The sequence below is a fragment of the Bradyrhizobium mercantei genome, assembly GCF_001982635.1.
In the GTDB taxonomy this organism is placed as follows: Bacteria; Pseudomonadota; Alphaproteobacteria; order Rhizobiales; family Xanthobacteraceae; genus Bradyrhizobium; species Bradyrhizobium mercantei.
In genome coordinates this window covers 393,882-410,027 of sequence record NZ_MKFI01000001.1, presented here as the reverse complement: position 1 = coordinate 410,027, position 16,146 = coordinate 393,882, and the positions used below count along the sequence as shown (strand labels likewise).

Below are 16,146 nucleotides of genomic sequence, written 5' to 3'. Positions count from 1 at the left end.
CTCCGGTCAGGAGTGCGGCGGCGGTCTCGCGAAGCAGGGGGATCGGAAAGGGCGCAGGCCGGATTGCCTTCGTCTCTTCTAAGAACTGGATCGATCCACTCGACGCCGGGGCGTCCACCCCTACGCAATTGGGTTCAACGAACCCATTCTGCGATTGCGTAGGGGTGGACTGCCCCGGCCCAGTGAAGATCGGGCCAGTGACGCATGCGTGGTCATGGTGCAAGGACGGCGATACGCCGCCCGGGTTGCAAGGTCCTGACCGGCCTGCGCCCTTCCGAATGCAGTGATACGCGAATTGGTGTCGCCGGTTCAAGCCGGCTCTGCGGATGGTGGCTTTCATGTCACTCATCTGATGGCGGGTCCGTCCTGGGCGACGCCCTCGACTTGTGAGTGGAAGATCCGGCGCAGTGCGAGCATGTGCTCGCAGGGGCCGCGCATCATCTTGTTGTGGCCGTAGAAATGACAGCTGCATCGCGCCTCGACGAGACGATCGTCGTCGTCGATGACGAGGCTCACCTGCTCGGTGCGGGCATTGTCGAGCACGCTGCCGTTGACGGCGCGAACGCCCTGATTGCGATCAATGTTGCCGATGGTCACGAGGTTGGCGTTGATCAGGCGATCGGCCTTCTCCTCCTGCGCGCTGGCGAAGCGCAGCTGGGCTGATGACAGCGGCTCGCGCGTCAGTTCGCGCAGGCGATAGAGCGACTTGTCGAGGTCGAACATCACGCGTCCGGCCTGGGTGTAGGCCGTGAGCGCCGCATGCACGAGCGTCTGGTCGACGCCGGTCTGTTGCGCCAGCTCGGCAGCGGTGGCCGCATGGGACTTGCCGAGTGCAGCGAAAACGCGCTGGGCACTGTCGTTGTCGACCTTGTGGCGCGGCGCGAGCAGGTCGAATTGCCCGGCCGACGACCAGTCGTTCGCAGTCCAGCCGGACAGGCCGAGCGTGAAGCGCAGACCGCCGAAATCGACGACGAAGAACGACGGCAGGCCGGTTCCGGTCAAGTGCACCCGCACCGAGCGCGCCAGCGGCAGCGCCCGCCCGAGGATCGCAAGTCGCCGCCGGCCCCAGATGCGGACCTCGGCGGCGGACTTGCCGCGATAGATCGAGCGGCGGAAGGTGAGCCTGTCGTGCCACGGCTCGATGATCACCTCCACGGGCGCATCCGGCTTGAGCACGAAACGCAGCGAGCGCGGGCCGGCTTTCTCCTTCTTTTGCGCGAGGCGAGTGAGGATGTTGGCCATGTCAACCGGATGCAGGTCGAAGACATGCGCCGGCAAGGTCATGGCGCTCGACACCTGCAGGAAGCCGCGCACCCAGCTGTCGGGCAGGTCGATCTTTTCTTCGCGGAAGTCGAGGTCGTCTCCGGTCTGGACCTCGAACCCTGTGGGATCGATGGTGAGGGTGGTGTCGCGATAGGAGCGGATCTTCTGGAATTCGTCGTAGAGGGCGTGGCTGTAGTCGATATTGGTGGTGCCGAACGCCATCTCGCCAAGGCTCTCGAACACGTCGTGGTCGCACGACAGCCGCCCGTAGCTCGATTCGTCGAGGCTGAAGCACTCGAAGAAGATCTCGTCCGGATGCACCGTGATCACCGGATCGAGCACGATCCAGGCGTCACGGTTCTGCTTGTAGAGGAAGTTGAAATAGGATTGCCGCGCCGCCCAGAACGGCTTCATCAGCCGATCGCGTTCGCGGTCGAAGCCGCGGATGCGGTCCTGCAATGCCGCGATGCGCGGCTTGAGCGCCTCGGACTGCGCCGTCGCCTCGGCGAGGAAACTGGCCTCGCTCTGCTTCAGCCACTCGAAATAGGCGGTACGGTCGCGCGGCTTGAAGCGCAGGTCCGACACCACGACGTGATGCAGCGCGGAGATCGCCTCGCGGAACGCGAGATGGCGCGCGACCTTGCCGGTGAAGAAGGTCGGCTGGCGCAGCGTGTCCGGCGCGAAAGCGAACGACGACGAGGCGGCGTCGGACGAAGCGCTGGTGCTGCCGAGAAATCGATAAGCGAAGTTCATGCGGCGCTCCCGCTGGTTTGCGAGCTGCCGCCTGACGGCGCGCGGCCGGCGCGGGCTACGGTGACGGGCAGCGGGAGATCCGGCCAGGCATGCGCGATGTCGCGCAGGATGATCAGCGCCGGTGCCTTGTCACGCAGCGTCACGCTGAGCGTGAAGTCGTGCAACAACTGCGCGATCACCGCCGCGCGGTCCCGGTGCGCCAGCGCCTCGTTGCGCAGCGCCGTGAAGATCCGGTCCTTGGCGATGCGCCCGCGGTTGATCTGCATCAGGATGATGCGGGCCTGGGTGAGGAATTTGGCGAAGATCGCCGGATCCTCCAGCGAATCGTCTGTGATCAGTTCGGTGACGAAGAGGTGGAAGCTCCCCGAGGGATGCTCCAGCACGCGCCCCAGCACCTCGGCGATATTGCCCTCGGCGAGACTGCGCCGCAGCAGCAGGCGGGCGCCGTCCTGCACCGCCGGCACCGTCGAGTCCGCCATGACGGCCAGCGCCGCGGCCGGCAGCGCGTCGCTGGGCCATGCCGTGAGGCGGTTCACTGCGGTCGTCCGGACATCGTCCCACTCGCTCTCGACCAGCAGCACGGCATTCTGCGGGTCGGCGCGGAAGCGGGGCTCGTCGGCCGCGAACGCATCAAGCGCGAAGCGGCGCACGGCGGCGAACGGATGATTGCCGAGCCGGGCGAGCTGGCGGACCGAGAAGCGCGACGGGTCGCGGCTTTCCAGCAATTTTGCGCCCAGCATCCGGGCACCGGCCGCGCGCGCCTGCAAAAGGCGCCACAGCGTGCCGTCATCGATCGCGGCCGCGGCCTGCGGCAAGGCTTCGACGAACAGCGTGACCATGTCGGCGGCATGGCCTTCGACCGGCTCGGCGCGGAAGAAGCCGGCCATCAGCATGTCGCGCAACCGGATGGCAAAAGCCTCGTCGGTCGCCGCGAGGCGCGCGACCAGCGGACGCGCCGCCGCGCGCAGTCCGGCATGGGCGCCGGTGGCTGCCAGTACGATGCCGTCGCGATGCTGCGCGAGCGCGGCGTCGTCGAGCCGCGCCAGGAGGCTCATCGAGGCCATGCGGATTTCCGGCGCATCGGCCTGCAGGATCGCCTGCCAGAACGCTTCCGGCAGGTCGCCAGGCCGCGTCGGGGTCACCGCGATGAGCTGGATGCTGGCCGCCTGCACGTCGGGGCTGGCGTGGCCGGTCAGGCTTTCGATCACCTCCGGCTCCAGCGGGCAGTCGCGATCCGGCCAGAGCTGCGGCAGCAGCGCGAGCGCAGCGGTGAGGCCGGCGCGCAGCTTGTCGTCCAGTTCTGGCGGCAATTGCGCGAGCCAGGCCGCGAACGCTTCCGTCGCGCGGGCGCGTTGCTCCCGCGAGGGCGCGCGGTCGCGCAGCCAGCCCCGGGTGCGGCCCTGCACATGGTCGTGCGGGCTCGTCAGCGCGGCGCGTGCAAGGGCGGGGTCGGCCCACGGCCAGTCGGCGCGGTTGTCGATGGCGCGGATCGCCAGGTCGCGCATTTCAGGCACATCAGCCTCGAGCAGCGCGGCGATCAATGCCGCATCGGCCTTGCCGGAATCGATCAGGCGCCGCGCGATCGTGGCCGCGAGCGTGGTGACCTCGGGATAGGGCGAGGCGAGCAGGCCGCCGATCGCGGCGACGTCCATCGCTTCGGGCCGCGGCGGCCCCTGTCGCAGCGCCTCGGCAGCGAAACGCGCCGCCTCGTGATTGCGCGCCAGCGTCGCGATGCGCAGCAGCCGCTGCGGCTGGGCATCCCAAAGCGCGGGGAAGGCTTCTTCGCGCTGTGCCGTCGCACGCGCACCGAGATGGCGATGCGTGAGCGACCTGGCATTGAAGTCGCTGGTTGCGGCTGTGGCATGCAGCAGGTGGCTGACGCTCCAGACCCGGCTCAGCGCCTCGGTGGTGTGAGGGGTGAGACGGTAGCCGCCGTCGATAAGGGCATACTTGCTCGATGTCGCCGGCTTGATGCCGTCGGCGTCGGTGAAGGCGAGGAGAAGCTCACTCGCCATCGCCGTGAAGGCGTCCTGTCCGAGCTCGGCGCGCTTGCGCAGCATGCGCCAGGCGCGCCGCTTGAAGTAGAGCAGCGTCTGGTCGGACAGCGCGAGGCGCGGAGCCGCGCTCTGCTGTTCCTCGCTGAGGTTGAGAGCCTGGCGCGAACCGGGCAACCAGACGCGGTCGTTGTAGACCCGGCCGCGATAATACATCGGCGTCGCCAGCTCGAACTGCCGCGCAGTTGCGGCAAACAGCGGGCCGTCGTCGGTGAGATCGGCATATTTGAACAGGCGCCGCAGCACCTGCACATAGGGCGGGCGCGGGCTCATCGCGTGCACGGCCGCGAGCAGCGTCTTGCGCGCGGCGTCGTCGGCGAGCGCATGGTGGGCGAGGGCAATGAGGAACTGGTTGGCGAACCCCGGCTGCGTCGAATTCGCCGCCAGCAGGGCCTGGATCAGGCCCGCGCCATTGCCGTTCGCCAGCGCCGTCTCGATGTCGCGCGTCGCCGCAGCATCCGTCGTTCGCGGCAACGACAGGCGCGGCGACGACCGCCGCGGGCCCATCAGCTCGCTTGCGAGGGCGTAGGCCGCGTAGTCGCGCGTCACCAGGCTGACATTGTGGTCGGCGCAGCTGCGCAGCAGATCGGCGGCGTCTGCACCGCCGCAACGCGCCAGCGCGTAGACGAGGCTGTAACTCGCGTTCGCCGCGCCGGTCTTCCCGGCGAAGGCTGCGAGTTGGGGATAGGCGGCTGTGAGCCGGATCACACCGAGGCGCCAGAACAGGCGGTCGCGCTCGTTTTCGGGCCAAGCACCGCGCGCGCAGGTCGCGAGCTTCCTGAGTAGCTCGGTGTCACGTCCGTCGGCATCGGCGCCGGTGTCGCGAACGGTCAGCGGTGGAGCATCGCCCTCGGTGCGGCGATAACCGCCGTTGATCTTTGACACCACGACACTGTCGAACAGCTTTTCTGCGTTCGCGCGGGTGACCGGCGATGGGGTCTTGGTGCCATCCCTCAGCGACGTGCCGCGACGGCCATATCTGAAATTGACCAGATAGCGTGCATCGTCGTCGGCGCGTTCCAGATCGACGAGATCGACTTCATAGAGCTTGTCGGATCTGCCTTCCTTCATCCAGAGGCGAACGGAGCGAACGACTTGCATTGACCACCCTGGGATGTCCGGGGCGATTTACATCGCAAGCCGGCCGCGCCGCGTCAATGGGGCGACGCTCCTGTAACACTGGTCGGGTAGGGTAGCGGATGCATGGCCTTGCTGGTATGGCGTCGCCGGACCGAGGCCGCTGCTTCCCCCGATCGCGCGGCCGCAAGCCTGCCCCACCCGGAGCGCCTGATGATCTTTGCCAGCTACGTCTATCGTGTCGTCTCCAATTTCGTGTTCCTGGGGCTGGTCTATTTCACGCTGAACTTGCTGGAGAAATACGAGCAGCGTGCGACGGTCGCGATCCTGGTCCTGGTCTATGCGACGATGCATGCCCTCTCGGGCCTGCGCTCGTTCTATTTCTTCCAGCGGATCGAGCGCCTCGAAGGCGAGACGCGGCGGTTGGCCGCAGCGGCCGGCGAGGGGCCCAATGCGTCAGCCTCGCGCAAGCAGATCGTCGCCGATGTCACCGAGCTCAGGCATGCCGGCGAGATCAAATCCTATATCGACATCTTCTTCCTGGCGCTGGTGATCCTGCTTTGCGTCGCCAAGATCGTGGCCAGCTAGATCACGTCAGTCAGGCACGCGCTTGCTGGTCGCCGTGGCTTCGGCGCGCGGGGTGCGTTTGGCGACGCGGACCGAAGCATTGCTCGCATTGGGCGGCGCGGCATGCGGGGCTCTGCCGTGAGCCGCTGCGGGCGCCTGATGCGCGGCCTGCTTCGGATGCCGGGCCTGGCGCGCGGAGAACGCTTGCGCGCGCGGCGCGCTGACGCCCGGAGCAGTTGCGCGCTGTGCGAGGCGGCGGCTGGCCGTCGAACGGGCCGCGAGCAGGGTCAGGTCCAGCGCTTCGGGAACGCGAAACACGTCCGCCGCCGGGATCGGCAAGCTCGAGACGGAAGCGAGCTGCGAGAGCTGCGGCTGCGGCCACAGCGTGCGGACGGGCACACCGACGCGGGCGCGCTGCGCGTGGTCGAGGATGTCGGCATCGCGCCAATCCATGTCGGCAAAGACAGGCGCCGGTAGCGTCCGCGTCGCGGTGAAGACGAAGTTCGGAATTTTGGGCCAGCGCGTGGTCGCCACCGTCTCGGTCGGCGGATGCAGGAACCATTGCTGCGGCTGGGTCGGCGTCGCCGGTCGGTCCGGAGTTGCCGGCACGACGTGAACGATGCGGTAGCCGCGTTCCTTCAGCGTGGCGAGGATGCGCGGCAGCGCCGCGACGGTGCGCGGCTGGATGTCGTGCAGCAGCAGGATGCCCTTGCGCTTGGCCTCGATGCGCTGGATCGCGAGATCATAGACCCGCTGCGGCGAGATGTGGCGCCAGTCATCGGCCGGGAAGTCGGCGCTCCAGACCTGGATGCCCTGTGAGGCCAGATACGCTTCGGGGATCTCAGCGCGCATCAGGCCGGGAATCCGGAAGAATGGCGCGAGCTTGCTTTTGTCGCCATTGAGGGCTGCGAGCGTCGAGGCGATGCCGTCGTCGACTTCCTGCCGTACCTTCTCGAGCGGCATCTTGTTCATCGTCAGCGGATGGTTCTGGCTGTGCGTGCCGACGGTGTGTCCGGCCGCGATCAGCTTGCGCACGCCCTCCGGATTGAACCGGGCCTGGGAGCCGATGGTGAAGAAGGTCGCCTTGACGCACTGGCTGGCGAGAATGGCCAGCACCTGGTTGCTGTATTTCGGCAGCGGGCCGTCGTCGAAGGTCAGCACCACCTCGTGGTCGGCAAGCGGCAAGGTCTCCGGATACTGCATGGTGCCGATCCGCGGGTGCTCCCTGGGATCGACCACGAGGGTCCGCGAGGTGCCGAGTGCGTTGGGGTTAGGGCAGTCCGCGGCGAGGGCGGCCTGCGGCGTCATCAAGCCGCAGCCCAGCAGCGCCGCGCCGATCACGGTCCGCGAACGCTTCCGGATCATCGTCAGGACGTTTGCAATCATCGAATCTCGGCCGCATTCCAAACGCACTGACGAATCCTTAGGTACGGCGCCATGAACGCCGCCTTAACAGTCTGTAATACAGTCCGTGTTCCGGGTTCAATGTGTCCGGTCGGACACGGTTTTCATCGCCGCCGGGACGATGTGGACGACGTGATAATTATGCTCCTGCAGGTACCTCAGGAAGGCGGGCAGCATCTGGGCTGTCCGCATCTGCGGGTCATGCAGCAGGATAATTCCCTTGCGGTGGCCTTCGAGCCGCCCGGTGAGCAGCTTGAGTTCCTCCTCAGGCGTCATCTTGTTCCAATCGCTGGCCCAGAAATCGGCTCCGAACACCGCGATACCGCGCTTTTCCAGATGGTTCAGCAGGGTCGGCGTCGACTCGAAATAGGGGAACCGGAAGAACGGCGTGCTCGGGACCGTGCTCGCGGTGCCGCGCAAGGCCATCTGGACCGCTTCGATCCCTCGATTGATGTTCGCCTCGGCCTGATCCGTCGGCATTTTGTTGAGATGCGGATGGTCCCAGCTGTGGTAGCCGATGCTGTGGCCGAGGCGCGCAATCTTGCGGACCATATCGGGATGATCGGCGGCGTTGCGGCCGACCATGAAGAAGGTGGCCTGCACGCATTCGGCGGCCAGCGCCGTCAGCACCTTGTCGGTGACCCCCGGCGTCGGTCCGTCGTCGAAGGTCAGCACCACCTCGCCATCCCGCAGCGGCAGGGTCTGCGGAAAGCTCTTCAGCCCGACGCGCGGATAGGTCGCTGGGTCGACCTCGAGCACACGTGAGGTGCCGAGCGCGTCCTTGCGCGTGCACTCGGCGGCATGCGCCGGGCCAACCAGCACGCAAGGTGCGAGCGCGATCGAGATCAGCATCGCGACAATGTTCAGGATCGGTCGCGGTGCGCTCGACATATTTCTCATTGCACTGGCCCCCGCCCATTAGGTAATCCGTTCCGCACTCATCCAACCAGTTTTTCCCCTCCTGTCAAACCGGCGAAACACGGCATGGCCGAGAAAATCGACGTTGCCGAACCCGCCGAGGCCGACCTGCTCGCCCGGATGCCGATGCGGGACGAGGAGGGCCAGCTCCGCCCCGAATTCGTCGAGGAGATCACCCGGGCCATCCACGCCGCCGACCGGCCGCTGCTCTGCGAGGTGGTCGCGGAACTGCATGAGGCGGACCTCGGCGACCTGATCGCGGCGCTGGAGCCGGACGACCGCGTCACCCTGGTCGAGATCACCGGCACCGATTTCGACTTCTCGGCGCTCAACGAGGTCGACGAGACGGTCCGCGAGGAGATCCTCGAGGAACTCGAGCCGGAGACCGTGGCCGAGGGCGTCCGCGAGCTCGAATCCGACGACGCCGTCGAGCTCCTCGAAAGCCTCGACAAGGAGGACCAGGAGGAGATCCTCGAGAAGCTGCCGGCGGCCGAGCGAGGGGACATCGAGCGCAGCCTGCTGTATCCGGAGAACACGGCCGGCCGGCGCATGCAGACCGAGTTCATCGCGGTGACGCCGGATTGGAATGTCGGTCAGGCGATCGACTACATGCGCGACACGCCCGATCTGCCTGATCGATTCTACGAGATCTACGTGGTCGACGCCGAGCGGCACTTGCTCGGCGCCGTGCCGCTCGACGTGCTGTTGCGCACGCGCCGTCCGGTTCCGATCAAGGACCTGATCGACGAGGACCGCCGCCGGGTCTCCGCGCTGGAGGACCAGGAACAGGTCGCGCGGATGTTCGGCAAGTACAATCTGGTCGCAGCGCCCGTGGTCGACACCATCGACCGGCTGGTCGGCGTCATCACCATCGACGACGTCGTCGACGTGATCGAGGAGGAGGCCGACGAGGACCTCAAGGCGCTGGGCGGTGTCACCCATCCCGAAGAGCTGTCCGACACGGTCTGGACCATCGCCCGCGGCCGCTTCAACTGGCTCTTGGTCAATCTCGCCACCGCGTTCCTGGCCTCGTCGGTGCTCGGCCTGTTCGAGGGCCAGCTCGAGAAGATGGTGGCGCTCGCGGTGCTGGCGCCGATCGTGGCAAGCCAGGGCGGCAATGCCGCGACCCAGACCATGACGGTCGCGGTGCGCGCGCTCGCCACCCGCGAGCTCGGCGCCTACAACGCGATGCGCGTGGTGCTGCGCGAGACCATGGTCGGGCTCGTCAACGGCATCGCCTTTGCCGTCATCACCGGCATCGCCGCGGTGGCGTGGTTCAAGATCCCCGGCCTCGGCATCGTGATCGGGCTTGCGATCATCTGCAATCTGGTCGCCGGCGCGCTCGGCGGCATCCTGATCCCGATGGTGCTGGAGCGGGTGCGGGCCGATCCCGCGGTCGCCTCCGGCACCTTCGTCACGACCGTCACCGACGTGGTCGGCTTCTTCTCGTTTCTCGGCATCGCGACGCTGTGGTTCGGGCTGAAATAGAGCATGGTCCGAAAAAGTGCGAAGCGGTTTTTCGAGAAAGATCATGCGGAGAGAGGCGCCTGACGGCCGGTTTATCGTTAATCGCGCCTTAACGGGGTTGGCGGATGATGCTGCCATCTCCAAAGCGGCCATCACGGGGGCCATCATGCAGCGGTTGCGGCTCAAGGCGGACGGACGGATCGTCGAATTGCGCGACGGGCAGGAAATCCCGCTCGTGCCCGCGCTCCCGGCCGAGGCAGCGATCTCGCCTGCGGCCGCGCAGCCGGCGGTGCGCGATCTGCGCCGCCGGGCCCAGCTCACCCAGCTCGAATTCGCCGCCAAGCTCGGCGTGCCCGTGGAAACCATCCGCAACTGGGAGCAGGGCAAGCGCGCCCCGCGGGGACCCGCCCGCGCGCTGCTCGCGGTGATCGCGCATTCGCCGGAGACGGTGTTCGCCGCGCTGTCGAGCGAGCCGACGGCGGCGTGAGCGGGCAGGGCGTTGTCCCGCCTCACTACCAGCCGATAGATCACGCTTTCACGCCGCATCCTCCGCCGTCGTCCTGGCGAAAGCCAGGACCCATAACCACCACTTTGCGTGATGAAGGGGACAGCGGCCCCAGCGTCGCGCAACAATGCGCAGTTGGGGTAATGGGTCCTGGCTTTCGCCAGGACGACGATGGGGGTGGTTCTCGATTCAAAATGACAGACACGCGATGTCATCACCCGCGCATTCCCTCCGCGCGTCATCCCTGCGAAAGCAGGGACCCATACGCCGCGGCGGATGTGGTGGAAGGGACTCGTCGTACGAGCGTCGTTCAACGGTAGCTATTCGTGGTTATGGGTCCCTGCGTTCGCAGGGACGACACCGCGTATGTTGCGCGGTCGGTGGTCATGGATAAGCGATCTCGCGACATGATCTGCCCGAGTCTTGCCTTTCGTTTCGCCGCCCTGTGAACAAAGGGCGCAGGGAAAGCCGGGTGCCGATCGCACCCATGGGCTCCGCTGTGGGGGCTCGCGCCATCGGGCAACTCAGTGATTGGCGATTCCGCGAGAGCCGGCCGCAGCGTTAGCACTCGGGGCACGGCGTCATGGGGGCTTGCCAGGAAAGCGGTTTGGCCGCTTAATCGGAGGATTGCTGTAATTTTTATTTCCAAGCATGGATTTTTCCCATGAATGCCATCGAGCAGATCATTGCCGGCTATGTGTCGTTGAAGAATCGTCAAAAGCTGGAAGAGCTCAGGGACCATCGCCAGCGACTGCTGGACGATGTTCGAGCCTCCAGCGTCCCTGGTTTCAAACCATCGGTCGTGCATGACACGCTCCGCGAGGAGATCGAGCTGATCGAGGCGGCCTTGGCGCGCTTCGACGAGGACGCGTAGTTTGCTGCCGCGGCGCTAGCCCGGCCGGTCATCGTCTTTCTGCGATTGCGACGGACTTCTGTTTGGGAGGTGCTCATGATCGATCAGAGAACTGCTCCTTATGCTGCCTTCTTGCTCCGCGTGACGCTTGCCGGGCTATTCATTGCGCACCTCTACGGCAAGTGCGTGCTCAAGCCGATCAACCTGTGGTGGAACGGCCTTGCCAAGCTCGGTTATCCCGAATGGGTTCTGGCCTATGCCCTGAGCGCCGAATTCGGATCGGCGGTTCTGCTGTTGCTTGGCATCTATACGCGCTGGGTGAGCATCTACACGATCCCCATGATGCTCGGCGCAACCCACTTCTGGATGCTGCGCAAGGGCTATTGGTTCACGGAGGCGGGCTGGGAGCTGCCGTTCGTGTGGGCGATCATGCTGGCCGTTCAAGCGCTGCTGGGCGACGGAGCGTTTGCGGTGAAGGTTCCCAGGCTGCCTTGGGAACGCCGGCTGCAACCGACGCCGGCCTGACGGATTCGCATTCAGGCTGGCGCGTGCGCAACCGATGCGCCGGCCCGGGGTGACATTTTCAATGGGGAGGACATTGCCATGCTGCGTATTGCCGTACTGCTGTTGCTCGCTTCTGCCACCACAGCTCACGCTGAGATCGTCCGCAAGGAATTGAAGCGCGCCGACGTGGCCGGGACCAACATGGAAGCCATTGAGGTCTATCTCGAGGTCCCGCCGGGAGAAAGTCTCCCGCGCCACACGCATCATGGCGAGGAGATCGTCTATGTCATTCAGGGAGCGACCTTGCTCCTGCCGGATGGTTCACAAAGAGAATTGCCCACCGGCGCCGGCGTGATCAACCAGCGCGGCGTGCCGCATGCGGGTTTCAAGATCGGCGGCGACAAGACGCTGAAGCTGATCAACGTCTTCGTGGTCGACAAGGGCAAACCTTTGACCGAAGTCGTTCAGTAACAATCAGCCGCAGCGGGGCTGCTTGCCACGCCATCAACATCGAGGAGCCCGACGAATACAACCGGATCGTCGGCGAATTCCTGGCGCAGGTGGAAAGCGGCCGCGGGCCGCAGCGCGATCCCCGGGCGGTCAGCGCCTCGATTACGGGAATGAAGGACTAGGGCCTCCATTGCCCCGTGCTCAGATGCTCGTGCGCCAAGAGCCAGCCAGAGTGCTCCTTGCGGAACACTCTGGTTCCTCGGCCACCGCCGCCAACGTTCTCGCCGCGGACTTTGGCTGTCCATGCGAAGCTGTAGATGACGGCGGCCGAGCTGTCGGATTGCGTGATCCAGATCGAGTCCAGGGTGGAGTACTCGTAGTCTTCAACCAGCCTCCAGTTGGCTTGCATCGTGGCGGAAAACACCTCCTTGCCTGATATCGCCGTCCCGTTGCTGTAGAACAGCACGACGTCATCGGTGAGAAACGTCAGCGCGGAATCGATGTCCCTCTCGATCAACGTTGCGGTAAAGTCGGCCATGCAAGCCTGTGGCGTGTTTGCGGGCATGTCTGCTCTCTATCCCCTGTGATCCGGAGACCGCTTCGCTGATTGGCCCCCGGTGACCGGGGCAACGCATTCGTCTTGCATGGTGATCTCCGTCGCTAGGCGCGGCTCTCCGCCGCCCAGATCACGGCGTCGGCACCGGCGGGGATGCGCATCGGGCTCGACGGATCGGTCACCGCGCGCCACACCGCTTCGGCCACATCCTTTGCATAGGTGACCGGCCCGGCTTCGCCAAAGCGTGCGAAGACGCTCTCGACGAGGTCGGCATAGGCCTCGTGGTCGAGACCTTGCACACGGGTGCGTGCGGTATCGCCGAACCGCGTTTCCGGCGAACGGCCCGGCAGCACCAGGCATGCGCGCACGCCGAATTGCGCGAGCTCCAGCGCCATCGACTCGGTGAACGCGTTCACCGCCGCCTTGGTCGCGGTGTAGGACGCGATCAGCGGAATCGATTTCAGCGTCACGGTCGAGGTGACGTTGACGACAACGCCGGACCCGCGCTGCCTGAACTGCGGCAGCACCGCCTGCGTCAAGGCCATGGTACCGAACGTGTTGGTCTCGAACAGCTCGCGGATCGTCGCCATCGGCGTGGCCTCGAACGGCGATGCCGCGCCGAAGCCGGCGTTGTTGACGAGGGCGTCGATCGGTCCCGCGGCCTCGACGGCCCGGCGGATGCTCTCGGGATCGCTGACGTCGAGCGCAAGCACGCGCAGATGCGCCGATCGCGGCAGCAGATCCTCGCGCGGCGTGCGCATGGTGGCGACGACGTTCCAGTCGCGGTCGAGAAAGTATTTCGCGGTTTCAAGTCCGAAGCCGGACGAGCATCCGGTGATCAAGATGGTGTGCATGGTGTTCTCTGGGGGCTCTTGGAAGTGATTTGACCGGCACAGACGATAGGTGTCAGTGGCCGGACCCTCTATGTTTGATAGTCCAAGAGTCATTTGCAGGAGTCCGGATATGATCGACCCGCTTGCAGAGGTCGTCACGCTGCTCCAGCCGAGCGCAGGGTTTTCGAAGGCGGTGGTCGGCGCCGGGGCGTGGCAGGTCCGCCGCTCCGATGTCGGGCACCCTTTTTATTGCGTGGTGCTCGAGGGCGGGTGCCGGCTTGAGGTCGACGACGACCAAACGATCGAGCTGGGCGCTGGCGACTTCATCCTGATGCCCGCGGCTCACGACGTTGCGATGTCGAGTCTCACGCCGCCTCCCGGGGCGGGTGCCGTCACGCCTCACGTCGCGCTCGCCACCGGAGAGTTCAGAATCGGGGACCAGCACGGCCCGACCGACCTGCGGATGCTGGTCGGCCATTGCAGCTTCGGCTCGCCGGACGCAGGTCTCCTGGTGTCGCTGCTTCCCGAACTGGTGCATGTGCGCGGCGAACCGCGGCTCGCTACCTTGATGCAGTTCGTACGGGACGAATTCCGCGAACGGCGTCCCGCGCGCGAAGTCGTTCTGGCACGTCTGCTCGAGGTTCTCCTGATCGAGGCGCTGCGCTCGACCGCCGGCACCGCTGCGTCGCCCGGCCTGGTGCGCGGGCTCGCCGACGAGCGCCTCGCGGTTGCGATCCGGCGGATGCATGAGAGCCCGACGCGGGCGTGGACCGTCGCGCAACTGGCGAAGCAGGCGGCGCTGTCGCGCTCGGCCTTCTTCGAGCGGTTCAGCCGCGCCGTCGGCGTTGCACCGATGGAGTATCTGCTGGCCTGGCGCATGGCGATGGCCAAGAACATGCTGCGTCGGAGTGAAAGCGGCATCGCCGAAATCGCGGAGCGCGTTGGCTACGGTTCGGCAAGCGCGTTCAGCGTTGCGTTCACGCGCCACGTCGGACTGTCGCCGACGCAATATGCGCGCGGGCAGATCGGCTCGTGACGCGCGTCCCTCGTCATCGAGATCAAGATCGATTCAATCATCGCTCGCAGTCGCTGCAACCGACGCGTGAATCGAACGCGTGATGATGAATCGTTGTGTCGATGTGTTGCTCGCACAAAACTTACACAGGGCTGTCATCGGCGATGGCTAACTTGTCGCAGGTCGACGTCATAAATCTGTAAAATCAAGGGGCACTACGTGAAAGCCAAATTTCTTTCGACGGTCGGAGTCTGTCTGGTTGCTGCCGCTGCAATTGCGTGCAGCGCTGCCGCGCACGACGACAGGGATCACGATCATCGTCATCCGCACGACATCCACACTGCAACGCCGATCAAGCATCTCGTCGTCATCTTCAACGAGAACCGCTCGTTCGATCATTACTTCGCGACCTACCCGAATGCGGCCAATCCGACCGGCTCCATTCCCTTCACTGCGAAGCCGCATACGCCGAAGGTGAACAACCTCGCCAACGCCGGACTGCTGACCAACAATCCGAACCTCAACCCGGCCAACGGCACCGGCGCGACCAATCCGTTCCGTCTCGACCGCACCCAGGCCAACACCAAGTCGCAGAACCACGCCTACACGCCCGAGCAGCAGGCGGTGGACAACGGCAAGGAAGACCTGTTTCCGGAGTTCACGGGCCGCGGCACCGCCGGCGGCGTCGGCGCCTTCGGCACCAACGGGCAGGTGATGGGCTATTTCGACGGCAACACCGTCACCGCGTTCTGGAACTACGCCCAGAACTTCGCGATGAGCGACAACAACTGGACCGATACCTTCGGTCCGTCGACGCCCGGCGCGATCGAGGTGGTGTCCGGTCAGACCAACGGTGCGCAGAACATCGTCGGCACGTCGTCGTCGATCGCCGACGGCCAGGGCGGCCTGACCCTGATCGGCGATACCGACCCCGCCTACGACTCCTGCTCGAGCACGACCAGCCAGGTCCTGATGACCAGCAAGAACATCGGCGACCTGCTCAACGCCGAGCAGATCAGCTGGGGCAGCTTCATGGGCGGCTTCGACCTGACGCTCAAGAACAGCAACGGCACCACCAATTGCGGCCGCAGCACGTTCTCGAGCAACGTCAACGGCACCATCGTGGACTACATCCCGCACCACGCTTGGTTCCAGTACTACAAGTCGACCGCCAACCCGACCCATGCGCGTCCGAGCTCGGTCAATGCGGTCGGCCACACCTACGTGCCCGGCAGCAAGACGGTCGATCCGGCCAATCATGCCTACGACCTCGAGGACTTCTACGCCTCGGTGAAGGCCGGCAACTTCCCGGCCGTGTCCTACATCAAGATGCCGGCCTATCAGGACGGTCATCCCGGCAATTCCGATCCGCTCGACGAGCAGGCGGGCAATGTCGAGCTGATCAACTTCCTGCAGAAGCAGAAGGAGTGGGGCGAAACCGCGGTCATCGTCACCTATGACGACTCCGACGGCTGGTACGACCACCAGTACGTCGCACCGATCACCGCCTCGTATGATCCGACCGCCGACCAGGTCAACGGTCCCGGCCAGTGCGGCCGCGGCATCGGCAAGCAGACGCAGCCGAACGGTCTCGAAGGCAAGCCGGTGAACGGCCGCTGCGGTCCCGGCACGCGTACCCCGTTCCTGGTGATCTCGCCCTTCGCGAAGCGGAACTACGTCAGCCACACGATGATTTCGCAGGCCTCCGTGGTGCGTTTCATCGAGGACAACTGGCTGCACGGCCAGCGTCTCGGCGGCGGCTCGTTCGACGAGAAGGTCGAATCGATCGCCGACATGTTCGACTTCGAACGCGGCCATGGTCAGGACCACGAGTACCGTCAGGACACGCTGTTCCTCGATCCGACCGCCGGCACGGTGATTGTCAGCCCGCCGGATGAGCATCACCACCACTAACGCTCTGGGAACA

At 65.6% G+C, this 16,146-nt stretch carries 14 protein-coding genes; 8 read left to right on the top strand and 6 right to left on the bottom strand.

Annotated elements, in window-relative coordinates:
* Positions 1 to 345: 345 nt before the first annotated feature.
* Positions 346 to 2,016, bottom strand: coding sequence for an SWIM zinc finger family protein (locus BI327_RS01975; protein WP_076858134.1), 1,671 nt, complete (start codon positions 2,014 to 2,016; stop codon positions 346 to 348).
* Positions 2,013 to 5,171 carry a hypothetical protein gene (locus tag BI327_RS01970; RefSeq protein WP_076858133.1) on the bottom strand — a complete coding sequence of 1,053 codons (3,159 nt, stop codon included), beginning with the start codon at positions 5,169 to 5,171 and terminating at the stop codon, positions 2,013 to 2,015. Before BI327_RS01970 ends, BI327_RS01975 begins: the two co-directional genes overlap by 4 nt.
* A gap of 189 nt (positions 5,172 to 5,360) precedes the next feature.
* On the opposite strand from BI327_RS01970, the gene BI327_RS01965 reads away from it, so the two are divergent.
* Complete coding sequence (locus BI327_RS01965) at positions 5,361 to 5,735, top strand: hypothetical protein (RefSeq protein ID WP_076859118.1); 375 nt, start codon at positions 5,361 to 5,363, stop codon at positions 5,733 to 5,735.
* 6 nt (positions 5,736 to 5,741) lie between these two features.
* Here the strand turns inward: BI327_RS01965 and BI327_RS01960 are convergent, their stop codons facing one another.
* Complete coding sequence (locus tag BI327_RS01960) at positions 5,742 to 7,100, bottom strand: polysaccharide deacetylase family protein (protein WP_076858132.1); 1,359 nt, start codon at positions 7,098 to 7,100, stop codon at positions 5,742 to 5,744.
* 96 nt (positions 7,101 to 7,196) lie between these two features.
* Complete coding sequence (locus tag BI327_RS01955) at positions 7,197 to 8,018, bottom strand: polysaccharide deacetylase family protein (protein ID WP_089025354.1); 822 nt, start codon at positions 8,016 to 8,018, stop codon at positions 7,197 to 7,199.
* Positions 8,019 to 8,102: 84 nt separating this feature from the next.
* On the opposite strand from BI327_RS01955, the gene mgtE reads away from it, so the two are divergent.
* The 5 genes from mgtE to BI327_RS01930 all read left to right on the top strand — a co-directional run bounded on the left by mgtE (position 8,103) and on the right by BI327_RS01930 (position 11,836).
* Complete coding sequence (gene mgtE, locus BI327_RS01950) at positions 8,103 to 9,524, top strand: magnesium transporter (RefSeq protein WP_076858131.1); 1,422 nt, start codon at positions 8,103 to 8,105, stop codon at positions 9,522 to 9,524.
* 145 nt (positions 9,525 to 9,669) lie between these two features.
* Positions 9,670 to 9,990, top strand: a complete 321-nt coding sequence (locus tag BI327_RS01945) for a helix-turn-helix domain-containing protein (RefSeq protein WP_076859116.1) — start codon at positions 9,670 to 9,672, stop codon at positions 9,988 to 9,990.
* A gap of 682 nt (positions 9,991 to 10,672) precedes the next feature.
* On the top strand, positions 10,673 to 10,882 hold the full coding sequence (locus tag BI327_RS01940) for a hypothetical protein (protein WP_076858130.1): 210 nt from the start codon (positions 10,673 to 10,675) through the stop codon (positions 10,880 to 10,882).
* A 75-nt stretch (positions 10,883 to 10,957) separates the two neighbouring features.
* Positions 10,958 to 11,386 (top strand): DoxX family protein, encoded by a 429-nt coding sequence (locus BI327_RS01935; protein ID WP_076858129.1) that lies wholly within the window; start codon positions 10,958 to 10,960, stop codon positions 11,384 to 11,386.
* Positions 11,387 to 11,464: 78 nt separating this feature from the next.
* Entirely contained in the window at positions 11,465 to 11,836 is a 372-nt protein-coding gene (locus tag BI327_RS01930) for a cupin domain-containing protein (protein ID WP_076858128.1), read from the top strand.
* A gap of 157 nt (positions 11,837 to 11,993) precedes the next feature.
* Here BI327_RS01930 and BI327_RS01925 read toward each other — a convergent pair whose 3' ends face one another.
* Positions 11,994 to 12,380 (bottom strand): YybH family protein, encoded by a 387-nt coding sequence (locus BI327_RS01925; RefSeq protein ID WP_083741882.1) that lies wholly within the window; start codon positions 12,378 to 12,380, stop codon positions 11,994 to 11,996.
* Between the two features lie 95 nt (positions 12,381 to 12,475).
* Entirely contained in the window at positions 12,476 to 13,225 is a 750-nt protein-coding gene (locus BI327_RS01920; protein ID WP_076858126.1) for an SDR family oxidoreductase, read from the bottom strand.
* Between the two features lie 109 nt (positions 13,226 to 13,334).
* Between BI327_RS01920 and BI327_RS01915 the strand changes: the two genes are divergently transcribed.
* Together BI327_RS01915 and BI327_RS01910 are read left to right on the top strand one after the other, a co-directional pair.
* Positions 13,335 to 14,240 (top strand): AraC family transcriptional regulator, encoded by a 906-nt coding sequence (locus tag BI327_RS01915; protein ID WP_076858125.1) that lies wholly within the window; start codon positions 13,335 to 13,337, stop codon positions 14,238 to 14,240.
* A 198-nt stretch (positions 14,241 to 14,438) separates the two neighbouring features.
* Positions 14,439 to 16,133, top strand: coding sequence for a phospholipase C (locus tag BI327_RS01910; RefSeq protein WP_076858124.1), 1,695 nt, complete (start codon positions 14,439 to 14,441; stop codon positions 16,131 to 16,133).
* Positions 16,134 to 16,146 lie beyond the last annotated feature (13 nt).

What these genes read in the sequence shown, in the direction of transcription:
- BI327_RS01945 (WP_076859116.1), top strand. Translation starts at nt 9,670, where the DNA reads ATGCAGCGGTTGCGGCTCAAGGCGGACGGACGGATCGTCGAATTGCGC.
- BI327_RS01920 (WP_076858126.1), bottom strand. Translation starts at nt 13,225, where the DNA reads ATGCACACCATCTTGATCACCGGATGCTCGTCCGGCTTCGGACTTGAA.
- BI327_RS01935 (WP_076858129.1), top strand. Translation starts at nt 10,958, where the DNA reads ATGATCGATCAGAGAACTGCTCCTTATGCTGCCTTCTTGCTCCGCGTG.
- BI327_RS01955 (WP_089025354.1), bottom strand. Translation starts at nt 8,018, where the DNA reads ATGAGAAATATGTCGAGCGCACCGCGACCGATCCTGAACATTGTCGCG.
- BI327_RS01970 (WP_076858133.1), bottom strand. Translation starts at nt 5,171, where the DNA reads ATGCAAGTCGTTCGCTCCGTTCGCCTCTGGATGAAGGAAGGCAGATCC.
- BI327_RS01960 (WP_076858132.1), bottom strand. Translation starts at nt 7,100, where the DNA reads ATGATTGCAAACGTCCTGACGATGATCCGGAAGCGTTCGCGGACCGTG.
- BI327_RS01915 (WP_076858125.1), top strand. Translation starts at nt 13,335, where the DNA reads ATGATCGACCCGCTTGCAGAGGTCGTCACGCTGCTCCAGCCGAGCGCA.
- mgtE (WP_076858131.1), top strand. Translation starts at nt 8,103, where the DNA reads ATGGCCGAGAAAATCGACGTTGCCGAACCCGCCGAGGCCGACCTGCTC.
- BI327_RS01965 (WP_076859118.1), top strand. Translation starts at nt 5,361, where the DNA reads ATGATCTTTGCCAGCTACGTCTATCGTGTCGTCTCCAATTTCGTGTTC.
- BI327_RS01930 (WP_076858128.1), top strand. Translation starts at nt 11,465, where the DNA reads ATGCTGCGTATTGCCGTACTGCTGTTGCTCGCTTCTGCCACCACAGCT.
- BI327_RS01975 (WP_076858134.1), bottom strand. Translation starts at nt 2,016, where the DNA reads ATGAACTTCGCTTATCGATTTCTCGGCAGCACCAGCGCTTCGTCCGAC.
- BI327_RS01940 (WP_076858130.1), top strand. Translation starts at nt 10,673, where the DNA reads ATGAATGCCATCGAGCAGATCATTGCCGGCTATGTGTCGTTGAAGAAT.
- BI327_RS01925 (WP_083741882.1), bottom strand. Translation starts at nt 12,380, where the DNA reads ATGCCCGCAAACACGCCACAGGCTTGCATGGCCGACTTTACCGCAACG.